The following is a 15,194-nucleotide window of genomic DNA, read 5'->3' on the forward strand; positions in this document are numbered from 1 at the left end:
GTTTTCCGGCTCGGACGGCGTCTTGGAAAACTCTGAGGTCTATGTAAGCGGGTCTTTGCCCGCTAACAAGCGATTACTCTGCCGCAGCAGCTTTTGTGACCTTCAGTGAACCGCCCGCTTTCTCAACTGCCTCGACAGCAGATTTCGAAGCACCGGTCACTTCCAGGTTCATCTTGGCGCTGATTTCGCCTTTGGCCAGAACGCGGATACCGTCCAGCTTGCGACGGACCAGACCGGACGCAACCAGAGCGTCTTCGGTGATCGCAGCCGTAGCGTCCAGTTTGCCGGCTTCGACGAATTTCTGGATCAGACCCAGGTTGACAACGGCGAATTCCTTGCGGTTCGGCTTGTTGAAGCCACGCTTGGGAAGACGTTGGTACAAGGGCATCTGACCGCCTTCATAGCCATTGATGGCCACACCCGAACGGGATTTCTGGCCTTTGATACCACGGCCACCCATTTTACCTTTGCCGGAACCCGGACCACGACCAACGCGCGTGCGTTTCGTTGAGGCGCCAGGATTGTCGCGCAATTCATTCAGTTTCATTTCGCTTCTCCTAAGCCGGATATGACCCCGAAGCGTGATGGGCCAAACACGGCATTTCTTGGTTTTGATTCTCGTGGCGGAAAGCCACCGCAGGCGTATAGGCCCGATAACCACACTTGACAAGCCTGTAGATTGCCATCCGCCTTGCGATGTCGGCAGAGGGTCCCGAACCAGGCTGTCCAAGTGATACAGAAAGGGCACCCCAGCCCGCTTCTGACCGAAAATTGACTGCGAAATATAGCAACTTTGTCAAAAACCTCTTGCCATGCCGGGGTGGTAGTCTATCCGGTTGCCTGCAAACACTAGACTGGCAGGCGTATGACTGAACCCTCTCTCTCGCTCCGGGATAAGCCGGAGACTACCGCTGCACGCGACTGGGTAACGACGCTTGCCAAATATCGCGAACCGGACCAGCTGCGCAGCTTCTTCGAGTTGGGTGTCAGTATTATCCCCTTCTTCGCGTTATGGGGTTTGTCCTGGATGTCGCTGTCAGTCAGCTATTGGCTGGCCTTTGCGATTTCCGTCCTCAACGCGGCCTTCCTGTTGCGACTGTTCGCCATTCAGCATGATTGCGGGCACGGCGCGTTCTTCAAGAATCGAACGATCAGTGACTGGATCGGGCGTGGAATCGGAGTTCTGACGCTGACGCCTTATGACGTCTGGCGCCGCACCCATTCCACACATCACAACAGTTCCGGCAATCTGGGCAAGCGCGGGATGGGCGATATCCACACCCTGACCGTGGCCGAGTATCAGGCCAAAACACCGATGAACAGGTTCTGGTACCGCGTGTATCGAAACCCGATTACCCTGTTCGTGCTTGGCCCTGGCTATCTGTTCCTGTTTCAAAACCGCCTTCCGCTGGGCCTGACAGACAGCGTCAGGTTCTGGGTCAGCGCGATGGCCACCAATCTTGCCATTCTGGTTGCACTCGTGGCCATCTACTATTTTGGCGGGCTGATGCCGATGTTGCTGATCTTCCTGCCCTCGACACTGATTGCCGCTACGGCCGGAGTTTGGCTGTTCTACGTACAACACCAGTTCGAGGACACACATTGGGAATCCGATGAAGACTGGCAACTACACGAAGCGGCGTTGCACGGAAGTTCGCACTACATCCTGCCCTCGGTGTTGCAGTGGTTCAGCGCCAATATCGGCATCCACCATGTACACCACCTCTACAGCCGTATTCCGTTCTACCGCCTGACCGAAGTGCTGCGCGATCATGATGAGCTGGCGAACAGCAACCGGATGACAATCCGCGAAAGCCTCGCCAACGCGCGCCTGCATCTGTGGGACGAGCAGAGCCGCCGCCTGTTGTCCTTCGCCGAGGCACGAGCACTTTACGGGTAAAGGGCGCGTTCAGCGAGGCTGAGCGCAACCAAAACCTCGCAAACGGTGCACTCATGACCGCACCCAAGGTGCAGCCGTACGTCTCTAGGCGAAACGCGGCTACTCACTTTCTCCAAATCGAATATTTGACTACTTGCTTCCGGCCGTTATCCTCCATGTGAATTAGTCTGGGGGGGACAGATGCGTTTTCACGTTGTTTTTTCACTGGCCGTAACTGCCGCAACACTTCTTCATGCTCAAGATCAGCCGATAGTGCATGACGGTGAGTACCAGTTTCTCAGGGCTCAGTTCGGCGACCGATGGGACGCCCAAGATGCCGATTTGAGTGCAAAGCTGGCAGATATTCGATCCGCCAACAACGACCGCCCTCCGAACATTGTCTATATTCTGATTGACGACGTGAGTTTCGGCCTGATGGGCAATCGAGCGCTGAATTACGTGGCTGGATTTGACACCCCGGAGATCAACGATTTTGCATCAGAAAGCCTGTCGTTGATGCGAATGTATACAGAGCCATCATGTACCCCTACGCGAACTGCATTCCTGACAGGTCGACACCCTGTTCGTGCAGGCCAGGAAGAAGTTAAGGTTGCATTGGTTGGCGAAGGTCTGTCGGCGGACGAAGTGACTCTGGCAGAGATCCTAAAGAAAGCGGGATATAACACCGCCCATGTTGGCAAGTGGCATCAGGGGGACATTGAGCAATCGTTCCCGCATAATCAGGGGTTTGATCAGGCGTTCTTTCCCGTTCATCAGCAAGTGCAGTTGAGCTTGATGACTCCCGAAGCCGCGGCAGCGACCAACCTGAATGGTTGGCACCGGTCCACACAATCTGGTCAGTTTGCCATCGACGAGTTGTTCAAACCTTACGGGCTTGTAACGGGCCTGGAAGCTGAAGAAGGCGGTTTGGCCCGTGAAGTCGATCTTGCTCCGGGTGAAGAATGGACGCAGGCGCATTACGAACGGATGAACGAACGCTACCAAGCTCAGGCGATGGAGCAGCTTGAAAGGCTTTCACAGGAAGACGCTCCGTTCTTTCTTCAATACTGGCCATTGTACCCGCTGAACTTCACCTATTCCGAACAGCAAACCAGCCGGAATGGCGGCTTCATGGCGGACAAGATGGAAGTTGTGGATGCATGGATAGGAGAGTTGCTGTCCAGGATTGATGACTTGGGCGTGTCCGAAAACACGCTTGTCGTCCTGATGGCGGACAACGGGATTTTCAAGCAGTATTCCCCGGATTCAGGAATGATGGAACTGATCTATCGGGGCGGAAAAGCTGAACATCTTGAGGGAGGCGTGCGCGTCGATGCTTTTGTCAGATGGCCGGCCGCAATCGAAGCGGGCAGCTATGCCGGTGATATTATTCATGTCTCAGACCTGTACACCACGCTTGCCCGGATCGCGGGCGGCAGTGAACATATCCCGCGTGATCGGGTAATTGACGGGATCGACCAGACGGCCTTGCTATTGGAGGGCGAAGGGAATTCACGGCGAGACTATATCTATATCTACGAAGGCCCTGTTTTGCGTTCGATTGTTAAGCAGGAATTCAAGATGCACATGCCGCCGCCGGGTGTGCCCGGCGCCGCAGCCCCGGTTTTCAATATACTGCGTGACCCTCGTGAATCCACGCCGGACATCGGCGGCTCACTCTGGTCCGGTGCGTCCTTTCAGGACATGATGAAGAGGCACCAGAAGATGATCGAAAAGTACCCTCACCTGCCACTGGGCAAAGGTGTGCCCTACGGAGGGATCGAGAATCTGCGCCCGGAAAGTGAAAAGGCCCGCGAAGTGTTTTCGAGCTGGCAGTGAGAGTGGTTTAGTACTTTCGGTCAGTCGGTTCGACGGAAAGACATCAAGAAAGCCCATATGCCCCTGAAAGAGGGTAAAACCATCGACATGTCCACTTGTCTCTGGCCACCCCGACTTGGGCACGACCTGTCCAATGGCAAACAGCACCGCGACCAGCGTGGCTGCGGGAAAAGGGCGTGACCTTCTGATTGAGAGAGCCTGGGGCAGCATGAATGCCAAGCCGCACAGCAGCCGTGAAAATCAAGAGTGGCCGCTCAATCCGTTTGACACTGCTGGGCAAGGCAGCAACGCGGTAGAAGAACCTTCGGCACCGGGAATGCGAGCACTGTGGACATCGCTCGTGCCGTGACCAGATCACGGGCCTGGTTAACGGATTCTGATTTCCGTTTGTATGCTCCGACCCAAAAAACACATCATATAGAAAGCACTCAAAACGATGGTCAAACCCGTCGGCGGAATCTTGTACAAACCGGACAATTGACCCGCAAACCCTTGCACAAATCCAACAAAATCTCTTGTCACAGTCTCGCCCCGATGCCATATGAAAAGAGCTTACGTTTATCTATTCGACCTACTGTCTCCTTCATCGGCAGTCAGTCTATCGATACAGACCGACGACGCCAGGCTGCCGCAACTCCGTGGGCAGCACTAAAACAGGAGACACGGATATGCCTACAGGCACCGTAAAATGGTTCAATACCACTAAAGGCTTCGGCTTCATCGCACCGGATGAGGGCGGCAAAGATGTATTCGTACACATCTCGGCCGTTGAACGTTCGGGCCTGACCGGCTTGGCCGACAACCAGAAAGTCACGTACGAGCTGCGTGCCGGTCGTGACGGCCGCGAAAGCGCCGACAGCATCCAGCTGGCCTAAGCTTGATATCGGGTGAGGGGATCCCCCTCGCCCTCTTCCCGCCGCGACCTCCGGTGGCAGGCAGGACACATCACGTCCACGTGATGTCTGCCCTAGAATTGACCAAATATCATATCATGATGAAACTGGTACTCAGGTTTTATTGGTCATTCGATGAGGGTTTCGATGTTTACACGCCGTATTTTTTTGGCTGGGGCTGCGGCCAGCATGTTGCCGGGTATCGCCAACGCGAAAAAAGCGGTCGAGTATGATCCGACACCGCAATTCGTGCGCATCAAAAAGCAGTTTGTGCCCGGTCAGCTGCTGGTCGCCCCCCGCTCGTTCTATCTTTACTACGTGACTGAACCTCGCAAAGCGATCCGCTATGGCTGCGGTGTCGGCAAGGCCGGGCTGGAGTTTACCGGCACAGCTACCATCGATGTGAAAAAGGAATGGCCGACCTGGCGTCCGACCATTGAAATGATCGAACGTGATCCCGTCGCTTACGCAAAATTCAAGGACAATGACTATGTCCAACCCGGAGGCGGAGACAACCCACTGGGCGCGCGGGCGCTGTATCTGTTCCAGAACGGTGTCGATACCTATTTCCGTATCCACGGCACGACACAGCCGCAAACCATCGGTCGGGCAGTGTCCAACGGTTGCATTCGAATGCTGAACGAGCATGTGATCGATTTATACAACCGGGTCCCAATCGGAACTGTCGTTACAGTCGTCTGATCGTCCCTGGGTGGGCGCTTATCTTTCTCCACCGGCTTGATCAACAAGCTTCAGCACGGACGGGCCCAGAGATTCAACGATCTTTGCCACCCCATCCGCGTTTGGATGTATTCCGTCAGGCTGCATGAACTGTGATACCGCACCGGGGTCACCCCCTGCTGCAAGCCCTTCAAAGAAACCAGCGGCGAAGAGGACGTCGAACTCGTTCGCCAAGTCAGGGTACATCCCGTCGAAAGCTTGCTTGTAATCGGCCCCGTAGTTACCCGGAGCCTGCATGCCGATCAGCAGAACCGGTACATTCGCGTCACGCGCCACGTCCAGGATCCTGCGCAGATTGGCCTTCGAGACGGCTGGATCGATCCCACGCAACACGTCATTGCCGCCAAGGGCAACAATCATACCGTCCACATCCGGGGTCAGGGTCCAATCCACGCGCGCGGCCCCGCCCGCTGTGGTATCGCCCGAAACGCCGGCGTTGATTACCCTGACATCCGCCCCCTGCGCGTGCAGCCAACGGTCAAGCTGCGGAACAAACCCGCTCTCCTCCACCAGCCCATAGCCCTGAGTCAGCGAGTCTCCCAAAGCCGCAATCACCACTTGTTCGGCTGTGGCCGCAAAACCGCACCACGTGAAAAGGCCTGCCATCAAAGCCTTGCGCAATGTAGTGATCGCTCCATATCCCAAAAGACCGCTCCTTTTTCGGGTAGACCCATGACGACTGCTGTTCTTGCCCTCCAAAATGCCGCTTTGTCACTGGATGGCAATGCCGGGCGGGTCGATATTCTGCATGACATTTCATTGACAGTGAACAAGGGCGAGACGCTGGGGCTTATCGGGCCTTCGGGCTCGGGCAAGTCTTCGCTGCTGATGTTGATGGGAGGGTTGGAACAGGCCACGCGCGGTCAGGTCGTCGCTCTGGGTCAGGACCTGACTGGAATGGATGAGGACGCACTGGCCCGGTTTCGACGCGACAGTATGGGGGTGGTGTTTCAGAACTTCCATCTGATCCCGACAATGACGGCACTTGAAAACGTGGCGACCCCACTGGAACTGGCGGGGCACAAGGATGCGTTCGACCGGGCCGGGAATGAGCTGGAAGCCGTGGGCCTGTCGCACCGTCGTGATCATTATCCGGCGCAACTTTCGGGCGGTGAACAACAACGTGTTGCCTTGGCGCGAGCATCTGCGCCACGTCCCAAAATCCTGTTGGCTGATGAACCGACCGGGAATCTGGACGAAACGAATGGCGCCGCGATTGTTGATCTGCTGTTTGGTTTACGCCGGAAATTCGATGCGACCCTGGTTCTGGTGACACACAGCCTTTCGTTGGCAGAAAGATGTGATCGGGTCGTTCGGTTACGCGACGGCAGGATCACCGAAGAGACCCGGCAGGAGGCTGCGGAATGAGCCTGCGGATGGCCGGGCGGCTCGCGCGTCGCGAGTTGCGCGGTGGCCTGCGCGGTTTTCGGATATTGCTTGCCTGTCTGGCACTGGGGGTCGCAGCAATTGCCGCCGTCGGATCGGTCCGTACAGCCATCCAGACGGGGCTGGCACAAGAAGGAGCATCGCTGCTGGGCGGCGATGCCGAACTTGAGTTCACCTATCGTTTTGCCGACCAGGCCGAGCGCGCCTGGATGCAACAAGCGTCTGCGCGAGTTTCCGAGATTGTCGATTTCCGCTCGATGGCCGTTGTGCCCGGCGCTACGGATCCGGAACGAGCACTGACTCAGATCAAGTCGGTCGACAATGCATACCCACTCATTGGAACGGTTCGGCTGGAACCCGACATCCCGCTGCAAGACGCTCTGAACGGCAGTTCCGACTTACCCGGGGCTGTGATGGAACCCGCGCTGATAGACCGGCTTGGGGTGTCCATCGGTGATCGATTTGCGCTTGGTACGCAAGAGTTCATCCTGACAGCGGCCTTGCTGAACGAGCCCGATAGCGCGGCGGATGGATTTGGCCTTGGGCCGCGCACTCTGGTACGAACCGAGGCGTTGCAGGCGTCCGGTCTGCTGGAACCCGGAACGCTGTTTTCGACAAAATACAGGATGATCTTGCCCCAGAACGCAAACCTTTCGGATGTATCCGCAAAGGCTGATGCGGCATTCGAAGGCACCGGGATGCGCTGGACGGATGCGCGCAACGGTGCCCCCGGAATATCCGAGTTCGTCAATCGCCTGAGTGCTTTTCTGGTCCTTGTCGGGCTGTCCGGGCTTGCCGTCGGCGGCATCGGCGTGTCTGCTGCCGTGCGTGCTTATCTGACGCAGAAGACGGAAACCGTTGCGACGCTGCGCACCTTGGGGGCCGATCGCGCCACCATTTTTCAAACCTACATGATTCAAATTGGCGTGCTGTCTGTCATCGGGATCGTGATCGGCCTGACCCTGGGTGGATTGGCACCGCTTGTTCTGGCCCCACTGCTGGAAAGCCAATTGCCGGTTCCCGCAGTGTTTTCCCTGTATCCACAGCCGCTGATTGAGGCAGCAATTTACGGTCTGCTTACAGCGTTCCTGTTCACCCTTTGGCCTTTGGCCCGAACCGAGGATGTGCGCGCCGCGACGTTGTTTCGCGACGCATTAAACTCGGCCCGCCCCTTTCCGCGGCTTGTTTTTGTCGTGGCGACAGGAGTTGGGTTGTCGTTGCTGATCGCCCTTGCTTCATGGTTCAGCAGCTCAACCCGGCTCACCCTCTGGACCAGTGGCGGGCTCGTTGGCGCACTGGCGCTCTTGAGCCTCGCCGCTTATGCCGTTCGCAAACTGGCCCGGGCGAGTGCTCCGTTGGCCCGCGGCCGACCCACACTCAGATGGGCATTGTCCGCCATCTCAGACCCGCGCGAAGGCGCAGGGTCTGTGGTTCTGTCATTGGGGTTGGGCTTGTCAGTGCTGGCTGCGGTCGGGCAGATCGACGGCACCCTGCGAAACGCTATTTCGGGCAACCTGCCGGATGTCGCGCCTTCGTATTTCTTTGTAGACATTCAGAAGGATCAAATGCCCGGCTTCACCGAGCGCCTGCAAAGCGACCCCGCAGTCAGCCGCATTGAAAGCGCACCGATGTTGCGCGGGATCATCACGCAGATCAACGGCCGGCCCGCTCGGGACGTGGCCGGAGATCACTGGGTGCTGGAAGGGGATCGCGGCGTGACCTATTCGGTTCAACCTCCGCCGAACGCACGCCTGACCGCAGGGGAATGGTGGGCTGAAAACTACGCGGGTGCGCCTCAGGTCAGTTTTGCCGCAGAAGAAGCTGAAGAGATGGGTCTGAACCTGGGCGACCAGCTGACCGTCAATATCCTGGGGCGTGACATCACGGCAGAACTGACGTCCCTGCGCGAGGTGGATTTCTCCACGGCGGGAATGGGCTTTGTCATGTCGATGAACCCGTCTGCGCTGGCTGGTGCGCCGCACAGCTTTATCGCGACAGTCTATGCCGAAGAACAGGCGGAGGCGGCCATCCTGCGGGATCTTGCAGGCCAGTTCCCCAATATCACGGCCATTCGGGTGCGCGACGCCATTGACCGTGTATCGGGCCTGTTGGCAGGCATCGCCGCAGCAACCTCGTATGGCGCAGGAGTATCTCTGCTGACCGGATTTCTGGTGCTGATCGGCGCAGCGGCGGCGGGCGAACCTGCCCGCAGATACGAAGCAGCAATCCTCAAGACATTAGGTGCAGACCGCGGCCATATTCTGCGCAGCTTTGGCCTGCGATCTGTTCTGCTTGGGGCCGCCGCGGGTTGCGTCGCGCTGTTCGTTGGCATTCTGGGCGGCTGGGCCGTCGCCACCCACATCTTCGACACAGAGTTCACGGTCATCTGGTCATCGGCCTTCGGGATCGTTCTGGCCGGGATAGGCGTCACGTTATGTGCAGGACTGGCATTTGCCCTGCGTCCACTTTCGGTGCGTCCGGCGCGCATATTGCGCGCGAGCGATTGAAATCAGCGCGCGCAGGCCACAGGCTGCAAGAGCCTCAGCAGCGGATCATTGTCACATACCAACGCATCCAGGGTAACATCGTCCAGGGACGCATAGAACACCTCTGCCGCATCCTGAAGCGCAAGCCTCAACCGGCAGGCATCCGTGAGCGGGCAAGTGTTGTCAGCATCGGCGAAACACTCGGCAATGGGCAAAGCGCCTTCAACATGCCGGAATACCGCACCGATGCGTATCTGGTCCGCCGGGCGCGCCAGCGACATTCCACCGTTACGACCGCGCTGCGTGCTTAGATAATTCAGCTGGCTCAACTGATTGATCACCTGCGCCAGATGGTTTTCCGAAATGTTGCACACTTCGGCGATTTCGGATTTCGTGACCAGCCTGTCCGGGTGAGCTGCGCAATACATCAACAGGCGCACAGCGATATTCGTCCGTTTGGTAATCCGCATGAGGGCCTCCCTAAACTCAAGATGCAACCTTATTGCATGTCCGGGAAAAAAGCGGTTTGACATACATCAATCGACCGAAAGGACACTTCTCGGATGGCCGACCCCTATTTCTTTGGCTATGGCAGCCTTGTGAACCTCGCGACGCATGATTTTCCCGATCCGCGCCCCGCGCGACTGAAAGGTTGGCGGCGGGCCTGGAGGCACACTGATCTGCGACCCGTGGCGTTTCTGACTGCTGTGCCCGACCCCGAGTCAGAGATCGACGGCATGATTGCGCATGTGCCAAAAAATGACTGGGCCGCGCTGGATGAGCGGGAATGGGCGTATGACCGAATTCCTGCAACGCATTCGGTTTCGCATCCCCTGACTCACGATGTCGAAATAGCTGTCTACGCCGTCCCGCAAGATCGGCACAACCAGCCCAGCAATCACCACCCGTTGCTGCTCAGCTATATCGATGTTGTCGTGCAGGGTTACTTGCGGGCCTTCGGCGAGGACGGCGCGGATCGGTTCTTTGAGACGACAACCGGCTGGGACGCCCCGATCCTGAATGATCGCGCCGAACCGCGTTATCCACGCCACCAACAACTCAAACCTGTCGAGCGTGATTTTGTCGATGACCGCCTGACCAGTTTGTCGGTTCGGATTGAGCAACCGGCTTGACGAAAAAGAGCCACGCCGATGACGTGGCCCATAACTGTCGTGTACCACAGCGTTAGCCGCGCGCGCGGATCACCTGCAGCAGCGGCATCAAAGCAGCCATTTCCGGGCCGCGCTCCATGCCGGTCAGCGCTTTGCGCAATGGCATGAACAGGCCTTTGCCCTTGCGACCGGTTGCCTCTTTCACGGCTTTGGTCCAGGTGCTCCAGGTCTCGCCGTCGAACGTACCCTCGGGCAGCAAAGCCATCGCCTCGGCAATGAATTCCTGATCTTCTTCGGCGATCAAGGGATCGGCCCCGTCACGGCACAGCTCCCACCAGCCCTTGAGATCGGCCAGGGTGGTGGTGTTTTCACGGGCCATGGCCCAGAAAGGCTCGGCCAATTCATCAGGAACGCCGGCATCCGCAACTGCACCGGCCACATCGGCCAGCGGCAGCGATTGCAAATGTTTGGCGGTCAGCGGGAACAGGTCCTGTACATCGAACTTGGTCGGTGCGGCGCCAAATCGGTTCACATCGAACCCGTCGATCAGCTCTTCCACTTCCGAGCGCAGCTCGACTGGATCCGACGAGCCCAGACGCGCCATCAGGCTCAGCAACGCCATTGGCTGCACACCCTGTTCACGAAGATCGCGCAAGGCCAGCGTGCCCAGCCGTTTCGACAATGCCTCACCCTGCGGACCTGTCAGCAGAGAGTGGTGGGCAAAACGCGGACAACGCCCGCCCAACGCCTTGATGATCTGGATCTGCGTCGCCGTGTTGGTCACATGGTCTGAACCACGTACAACATCAGTTACGCCCATTTCAGTATCATCCACAACCGACGCAATCGTATAGAGAACCTGACCATCGCCACGGATCAGAACCGGATCGGAAACCGACGCCGCATCAATCGAGATGTCGCCAAGAATGCCGTCATTCCATTCGATACGTTCATGATCCAGCTTGAAGCGCCAGACGCCGTTGCCACGTTCGGCGCGCAAGGCTTCTTTCTCGGCCTCCGACAGGTTCAGCGCAGCGCGGTCATAGACCGGCGGCTTGCCCATGTTCAGTTGCTTCTTACGCTTCAGATCCAGTTCGGTCGGCGTTTCGAATGCCTCGTACAAACGGCCCATCGCGCGCAGCTTTTCGGCCGCCTCGGCATAGCGATCCAGACGGTCCGACTGACGCTCGACCCGGTCCCAATGCAAACCCAGCCATTCCAGGTCCTGCTTGATGGCATCGACATATTCTTCTTTCGACCGCTCAGGGTCGGTATCATCGATGCGCAGGATGAACGTACCGCCTGCTTTGCGGGCAATCAGATAGTTCATCAGGGCGGTGCGCAGGTTGCCCACATGGATGTAACCGGTGGGCGACGGGGCAAAACGGGTGGTTGTCATGGGTGTCTCCTGTTGGCGCGGCTCTTGTCACATGGGGGCGTTTTTGTCCAGCCGCCGCTTGGTCCATCAGGTGATTCAGAAAGGTTTTACCGGCCACACCCTGTTGATATCGTCCAATCCGGCGCGAATTAGCTCGGACAATACTCCCGAGTCGATATCCGCCAGCTTGTTGACATAAAGACAGGACTTACCCAGTTTGTGCTTTCCCAATCTGGCCACCAGATCTCCAAAATCTGCGTAACCCGGCATGATATAAATCACCAAAGCTGATTTGCGCGGTGAAAAGCCGGTTGCCAGAAAGTCCCCTTCACGACCCGATTTATAGCGATAGTGGTAGCGGCCATACCCGATGATCGACGGTCCCCACATGAGCGGTGTATACCCGGTGGTGGCGCGAAACAGTTTGTCCAGCTCGTGCGCGTCTTCGGCGCGACGTGCCGGTTGAACCGTCGTCAGGAAATGCTCAACGCTTTGATCCGTCGGAACTGTCTTGTTGTCTGATCGCGCCATGAACAAAATTTAACACGTAATATTCATCCATGTACCCCATCTGGATGGCGTATAAACTGGCAACAGACTCACGACGCCCTAACTGAACCAATGAAGTCCTGACAGGGAGAACGAAGATGACAATTAAACTCACACGCCGCGCCGCTTTGGGAACTGCTGCCGCCTTGCCGTTTGCAACTGCGGCCGCACCGGTTCTGGCCGCAAGCCCGGAAACCAAAGCAAACTCGACCATCGCCAAGTCATTTCATGTTGGCGACTTCACGGTCACGACCCTGCTGGATGGCAGCTTTCCACGCGACGGAGTCAAAGAGATTTTTGGGGGCGGAGCGTCGGACGAAGAATTCGCCCGGGTTTCTTCTGAGAACTTTATTCCAGCGGACGTCACACAGTTTTTCTTTACCCCCTCGCTGGTCAATACAGGCTCAGAGCTGGTTCTGTTCGATACCGGCCTGGGGCAAGGCGGCATACAGGCCGCTCTGGCAGATGCAGGTGTGATCCCGGATCAGATCGATGTGGTCGTGATAACGCATATGCACCCTGACCATATCGGTGGCATGACGACCGAAGGCACGCCCACCTTCGCAAATGCGCGCTACGTGACGGCGGCTTCGGAATATAATTTTTGGGCTGCGCAGGACGCAGGCAATCGTGTGGGCGATCTGGTCGCTGAAAAAGTCACACCACTGGCCGAGAAAATGACCTTTGTCGAAGACGGGGGCGAGGTTGCCGCTGGCATTACCGCGGTTGCCGCTTATGGCCACACCCCGGGCCACACGGTTTACCATCTGGAAAGCAACGGGCAACGTCTGGTGCTGACAGCGGATTTGGCCAACCACTATGTCTGGTCTTTCGCGCATCCCGAATGGGAAGTCCGGTTCGATATGGACAAGGCCGCAGCAACTGCCGCACGCCGCAATGTCCTTGGCATGCTGACTGCCGACAAGGTGCCTATGGTCGGCTATCACATGCCTTTCCCCGGTGCTGGTTATGTTGAGGCACGCGGAGAAGGCTTCCGCTTTGTCCCGGTCAGCTATCAGATGATGGGCTAAGCTTTCAGTACCCCGGATCCGGTCGCACTTTTGAACCGTCGCTGAACCGCGACAGGCGAAAGGCAGCCGGGTCCACGCAAGGCACTGTTTCTGAAACCAGATCAGCCATCAGTCGTCCCGCCCCGGGTCCGATTCCAAAACCATGGCCTGAAAACCCCGTGGCGATGTACATTCCCGGCAGGTCATCCACGCCCGAGATGACCGGAATGGCATCCGGGGTCACATCGATCATACCTGCCCAGCTTTGTACGATCTCGCTTTTTTGCAAAGCGGGATATCCCTTGCACGCGCTGGCCCAGGCGCGTCGCAACGTTTTTTGCGACGGTTCAGGGTCCAGGATCCGGCACCGTTCGAATGGTGTCACATCGGTTGGCAGCCATATCCGGTTCTGTTTTGCTTCGACCGTCCAGCGTTTGGACAGGCGAAAGCGCAGAGATTTCCACTCCTGTGCGAAAGCTGGCAGGAACCGCATCGCCAACCGGAAACTGTCCGGCACGATGTCCACAGTATTCTCGTGACCGGACGCAATTGTGTAACCACCATCGGCCCGTTTTCGGATCGCAAAGTCATCCGACCACAACGATGCCTCGGGCCCCTCTGCGATGGGGGATGTGCGCAGCACCGTATTCAGGACTTTCAGCTGCGGCAGTTCGATCCCCGCATTGCCAGCAAACAGGCGCGACCACGCGCCTCCGGCCAGAACGACACTGCTGCTGGCAACTTTGCCGCGTTCCGTGAAAACACCAGCGACACAGCCAGCCTGAACGTCCACACTGCGTACGGCGCAATTCGTCATGATCACAGCGCCCCGATCCTGCGCAGCCTGGGCGATTGCAGGGGCTGTCCATTGTGGTTCGGCACGTCCGTCCTGCGGCATGTACAGCGCGGTTTCAAAGCCCGTTTGGTTGCCGTGCAAAAGGTCTGCCAACTCACCGCCCGAAACCATCCGCGCGCCGGTCTGCAAACCCTCCACGTGGTGCAGCCAACGTTCCATGTTCCCCGCATCCCGCTTACCTGATGCGCCAAAAAGGATACCGGACTGGGTATATCCTGTCTTGCGGTCCAGCCGGTGATCCAGCGTCTGCCAGATGCGCAACGATTCTTGCATCAGGGGAATTTCCCTTGGGTCCCGCATCCCAAGACGGACCCACCCCCAGTTGCGAGAGCTTTGTTCGGCGGCAATCTGCCCTTTTTCGCACAAAAGGACCGAGGCGCCCCGCTCTGCAAGTTCCAGCGCGGTTGAAACGCCAATGATACCGCCGCCAATGACCACAACATCAACGGATTTTGGCAGGGCAAGGTCAGATTCTACAGGAGTCGGTTTAGGAGCGGTCATCGATAGGCCTTACTCTGTCGCTTGGACCGTTATGGAGACCAAGAGACAAAGCATAGGCAATACAAACCGTCACCGCGACCAAGCGAATTTTGGCATCTGTGACCCAGACGCCTGAGGCTATGAATGCGGGCTGAAGGTTACGCTGCGCCGGACAGTTCCGCCCATTTCTGGCGCAAGATCGCAGACAACCGTTTTTCTTTCAGTGCCGCTTGTGCAGACACATCTTCCTGTGGAAGCAATTGCGGAAACTCTGGCCGCAACATCGCCACTCTCTGATCTTCCGACTGCCGCTGCTCATTCAACAAATCGGCAATTGCTGAATCCAGCTTCTCTTCATCCAACTCTTGCGGCGGAGATTCCATTGTACGCCATCTCAAAGGCGCATGAAGCGATCTTTCATAGTCCTCGTACATTTTAACACCAAACCATTCACTCAGACATCCAACCCCGGATACGTCGCGTTCACCAAAATCAACTTTGCAACTTCAACAAACAATGCGTCGCATCCGCCCCACATTGGGCAACTTCCAAGCAAAAATGTGTCAGAAAAATGTCATTCAAACA

At 57.4% G+C, this 15,194-nt stretch carries 16 protein-coding genes; 9 read left to right on the plus strand and 7 right to left on the minus strand.

The window, feature by feature from the left end; all coding sequences use genetic code 11:
- Positions 1-73 precede the first annotated feature (73 nt).
- On the minus strand, positions 74-547 hold the full coding sequence (rplO, locus tag D1823_RS11770) for a 50S ribosomal protein L15 (protein WP_117870187.1): 474 nt from the start codon (positions 545-547) through the stop codon (positions 74-76).
- Between the two features lie 318 nt (positions 548-865).
- On the opposite strand from rplO, the gene D1823_RS11775 reads away from it, so the two are divergent.
- The 5 genes from D1823_RS11775 to D1823_RS11795 all read left to right on the plus strand — a co-directional run bounded on the left by D1823_RS11775 (position 866) and on the right by D1823_RS11795 (position 5,313).
- Complete coding sequence (locus D1823_RS11775; RefSeq protein WP_117870189.1) at positions 866-1,900, plus strand: fatty acid desaturase; 1,035 nt, start codon at positions 866-868, stop codon at positions 1,898-1,900.
- Positions 1,901-2,080: 180 nt separating this feature from the next.
- Positions 2,081-3,718 (plus strand): sulfatase-like hydrolase/transferase, encoded by a 1,638-nt coding sequence (locus D1823_RS11780; RefSeq protein WP_117870191.1) that lies wholly within the window; start codon positions 2,081-2,083, stop codon positions 3,716-3,718.
- 133 nt (positions 3,719-3,851) lie between these two features.
- Positions 3,852-4,067: a hypothetical protein gene (locus D1823_RS11785; RefSeq protein WP_117870193.1), complete on the plus strand. Its 216-nt coding sequence runs from the start codon at positions 3,852-3,854 to the stop codon at positions 4,065-4,067.
- A gap of 319 nt (positions 4,068-4,386) precedes the next feature.
- Positions 4,387-4,593 (plus strand): cold-shock protein, encoded by a 207-nt coding sequence (locus D1823_RS11790; RefSeq protein WP_117870195.1) that lies wholly within the window; start codon positions 4,387-4,389, stop codon positions 4,591-4,593.
- A gap of 165 nt (positions 4,594-4,758) precedes the next feature.
- Positions 4,759-5,313, plus strand: coding sequence for a L,D-transpeptidase (locus D1823_RS11795; protein WP_117870197.1), 555 nt, complete (start codon positions 4,759-4,761; stop codon positions 5,311-5,313).
- An 18-nt stretch (positions 5,314-5,331) separates the two neighbouring features.
- On the opposite strand, the gene D1823_RS11800 is transcribed toward D1823_RS11795, so the two are convergent.
- On the minus strand, positions 5,332-5,958 hold the full coding sequence (locus D1823_RS11800) for an arylesterase (protein ID WP_117870199.1): 627 nt from the start codon (positions 5,956-5,958) through the stop codon (positions 5,332-5,334).
- Between the two features lie 66 nt (positions 5,959-6,024).
- Between D1823_RS11800 and D1823_RS11805 the strand changes: the two genes are divergently transcribed.
- Together D1823_RS11805 and D1823_RS11810 are read left to right on the plus strand one after the other, a co-directional pair.
- A complete protein-coding gene (locus D1823_RS11805) occupies positions 6,025-6,720 on the plus strand; it encodes an ABC transporter ATP-binding protein (RefSeq protein ID WP_117870201.1) in 696 nt (231 codons plus the stop codon).
- Positions 6,717-9,245 carry an ABC transporter permease gene (locus D1823_RS11810; RefSeq protein WP_117870203.1) on the plus strand — a complete coding sequence of 843 codons (2,529 nt, stop codon included), beginning with the start codon at positions 6,717-6,719 and terminating at the stop codon, positions 9,243-9,245. The genes D1823_RS11805 and D1823_RS11810 overlap by 4 nt, the downstream gene beginning before the upstream one ends.
- Before the next feature lie 2 nt (positions 9,246-9,247).
- On the opposite strand, the gene D1823_RS11815 is transcribed toward D1823_RS11810, so the two are convergent.
- On the minus strand, positions 9,248-9,694 hold the full coding sequence (locus tag D1823_RS11815) for an Rrf2 family transcriptional regulator (protein WP_117870205.1): 447 nt from the start codon (positions 9,692-9,694) through the stop codon (positions 9,248-9,250).
- A 93-nt stretch (positions 9,695-9,787) separates the two neighbouring features.
- On the opposite strand from D1823_RS11815, the gene D1823_RS11820 reads away from it, so the two are divergent.
- On the plus strand, positions 9,788-10,357 hold the full coding sequence (locus tag D1823_RS11820; protein ID WP_117870207.1) for a gamma-glutamylcyclotransferase family protein: 570 nt from the start codon (positions 9,788-9,790) through the stop codon (positions 10,355-10,357).
- A gap of 52 nt (positions 10,358-10,409) precedes the next feature.
- On the opposite strand, the gene gltX is transcribed toward D1823_RS11820, so the two are convergent.
- Both gltX and D1823_RS11830 read right to left on the minus strand, forming a co-directional pair.
- Positions 10,410-11,735, minus strand: a complete 1,326-nt coding sequence (gene gltX / locus D1823_RS11825) for a glutamate--tRNA ligase (RefSeq protein WP_117870209.1) — start codon at positions 11,733-11,735, stop codon at positions 10,410-10,412.
- Between the two features lie 75 nt (positions 11,736-11,810).
- Positions 11,811-12,245, minus strand: a complete 435-nt coding sequence (locus D1823_RS11830) for a DUF1801 domain-containing protein (protein ID WP_117870211.1) — start codon at positions 12,243-12,245, stop codon at positions 11,811-11,813.
- Positions 12,246-12,361: 116 nt separating this feature from the next.
- Between D1823_RS11830 and D1823_RS11835 the strand changes: the two genes are divergently transcribed.
- A complete protein-coding gene (locus tag D1823_RS11835; protein ID WP_117870212.1) occupies positions 12,362-13,294 on the plus strand; it encodes an MBL fold metallo-hydrolase in 933 nt (310 codons plus the stop codon).
- 4 nt (positions 13,295-13,298) lie between these two features.
- On the opposite strand, the gene D1823_RS11840 is transcribed toward D1823_RS11835, so the two are convergent.
- Both D1823_RS11840 and D1823_RS11845 read right to left on the minus strand, forming a co-directional pair.
- Positions 13,299-14,630 carry an FAD-binding oxidoreductase gene (locus D1823_RS11840; RefSeq protein ID WP_117870213.1) on the minus strand — a complete coding sequence of 444 codons (1,332 nt, stop codon included), beginning with the start codon at positions 14,628-14,630 and terminating at the stop codon, positions 13,299-13,301.
- A 137-nt stretch (positions 14,631-14,767) separates the two neighbouring features.
- On the minus strand, positions 14,768-14,992 hold the full coding sequence (locus D1823_RS11845; RefSeq protein WP_254683721.1) for a hypothetical protein: 225 nt from the start codon (positions 14,990-14,992) through the stop codon (positions 14,768-14,770).
- Positions 14,993-15,194: the final 202 nt, after the last annotated feature.

This window comes from Ruegeria sp. AD91A (genome assembly GCF_003443535.1).
Lineage (GTDB): Bacteria > Pseudomonadota > Alphaproteobacteria > Rhodobacterales > Rhodobacteraceae > Ruegeria.

Bases quoted from the DNA above. Each gene is read 5' to 3' on its own strand.
- rplO (WP_117870187.1), bottom strand. From the start codon at position 547: ATGAAACTGAATGAATTGCGCGACAATCCTGGCGCCTCAACGAAACGC.
- D1823_RS11775 (WP_117870189.1), top strand. From the start codon at position 866: ATGACTGAACCCTCTCTCTCGCTCCGGGATAAGCCGGAGACTACCGCT.
- D1823_RS11780 (WP_117870191.1), top strand. From the start codon at position 2,081: ATGCGTTTTCACGTTGTTTTTTCACTGGCCGTAACTGCCGCAACACTT.
- D1823_RS11785 (WP_117870193.1), top strand. From the start codon at position 3,852: ATGGCAAACAGCACCGCGACCAGCGTGGCTGCGGGAAAAGGGCGTGAC.
- D1823_RS11790 (WP_117870195.1), top strand. From the start codon at position 4,387: ATGCCTACAGGCACCGTAAAATGGTTCAATACCACTAAAGGCTTCGGC.
- D1823_RS11795 (WP_117870197.1), top strand. From the start codon at position 4,759: ATGTTTACACGCCGTATTTTTTTGGCTGGGGCTGCGGCCAGCATGTTG.
- D1823_RS11800 (WP_117870199.1), bottom strand. From the start codon at position 5,958: ATGGCAGGCCTTTTCACGTGGTGCGGTTTTGCGGCCACAGCCGAACAA.
- D1823_RS11805 (WP_117870201.1), top strand. From the start codon at position 6,025: ATGACGACTGCTGTTCTTGCCCTCCAAAATGCCGCTTTGTCACTGGAT.
- D1823_RS11810 (WP_117870203.1), top strand. From the start codon at position 6,717: ATGAGCCTGCGGATGGCCGGGCGGCTCGCGCGTCGCGAGTTGCGCGGT.
- D1823_RS11815 (WP_117870205.1), bottom strand. From the start codon at position 9,694: ATGCGGATTACCAAACGGACGAATATCGCTGTGCGCCTGTTGATGTAT.
- D1823_RS11820 (WP_117870207.1), top strand. From the start codon at position 9,788: ATGGCCGACCCCTATTTCTTTGGCTATGGCAGCCTTGTGAACCTCGCG.
- gltX (WP_117870209.1), bottom strand. From the start codon at position 11,735: ATGACAACCACCCGTTTTGCCCCGTCGCCCACCGGTTACATCCATGTG.
- D1823_RS11830 (WP_117870211.1), bottom strand. From the start codon at position 12,245: ATGGCGCGATCAGACAACAAGACAGTTCCGACGGATCAAAGCGTTGAG.
- D1823_RS11835 (WP_117870212.1), top strand. From the start codon at position 12,362: ATGACAATTAAACTCACACGCCGCGCCGCTTTGGGAACTGCTGCCGCC.
- D1823_RS11840 (WP_117870213.1), bottom strand. From the start codon at position 14,630: ATGACCGCTCCTAAACCGACTCCTGTAGAATCTGACCTTGCCCTGCCA.
- D1823_RS11845 (WP_254683721.1), bottom strand. From the start codon at position 14,992: ATGGAATCTCCGCCGCAAGAGTTGGATGAAGAGAAGCTGGATTCAGCA.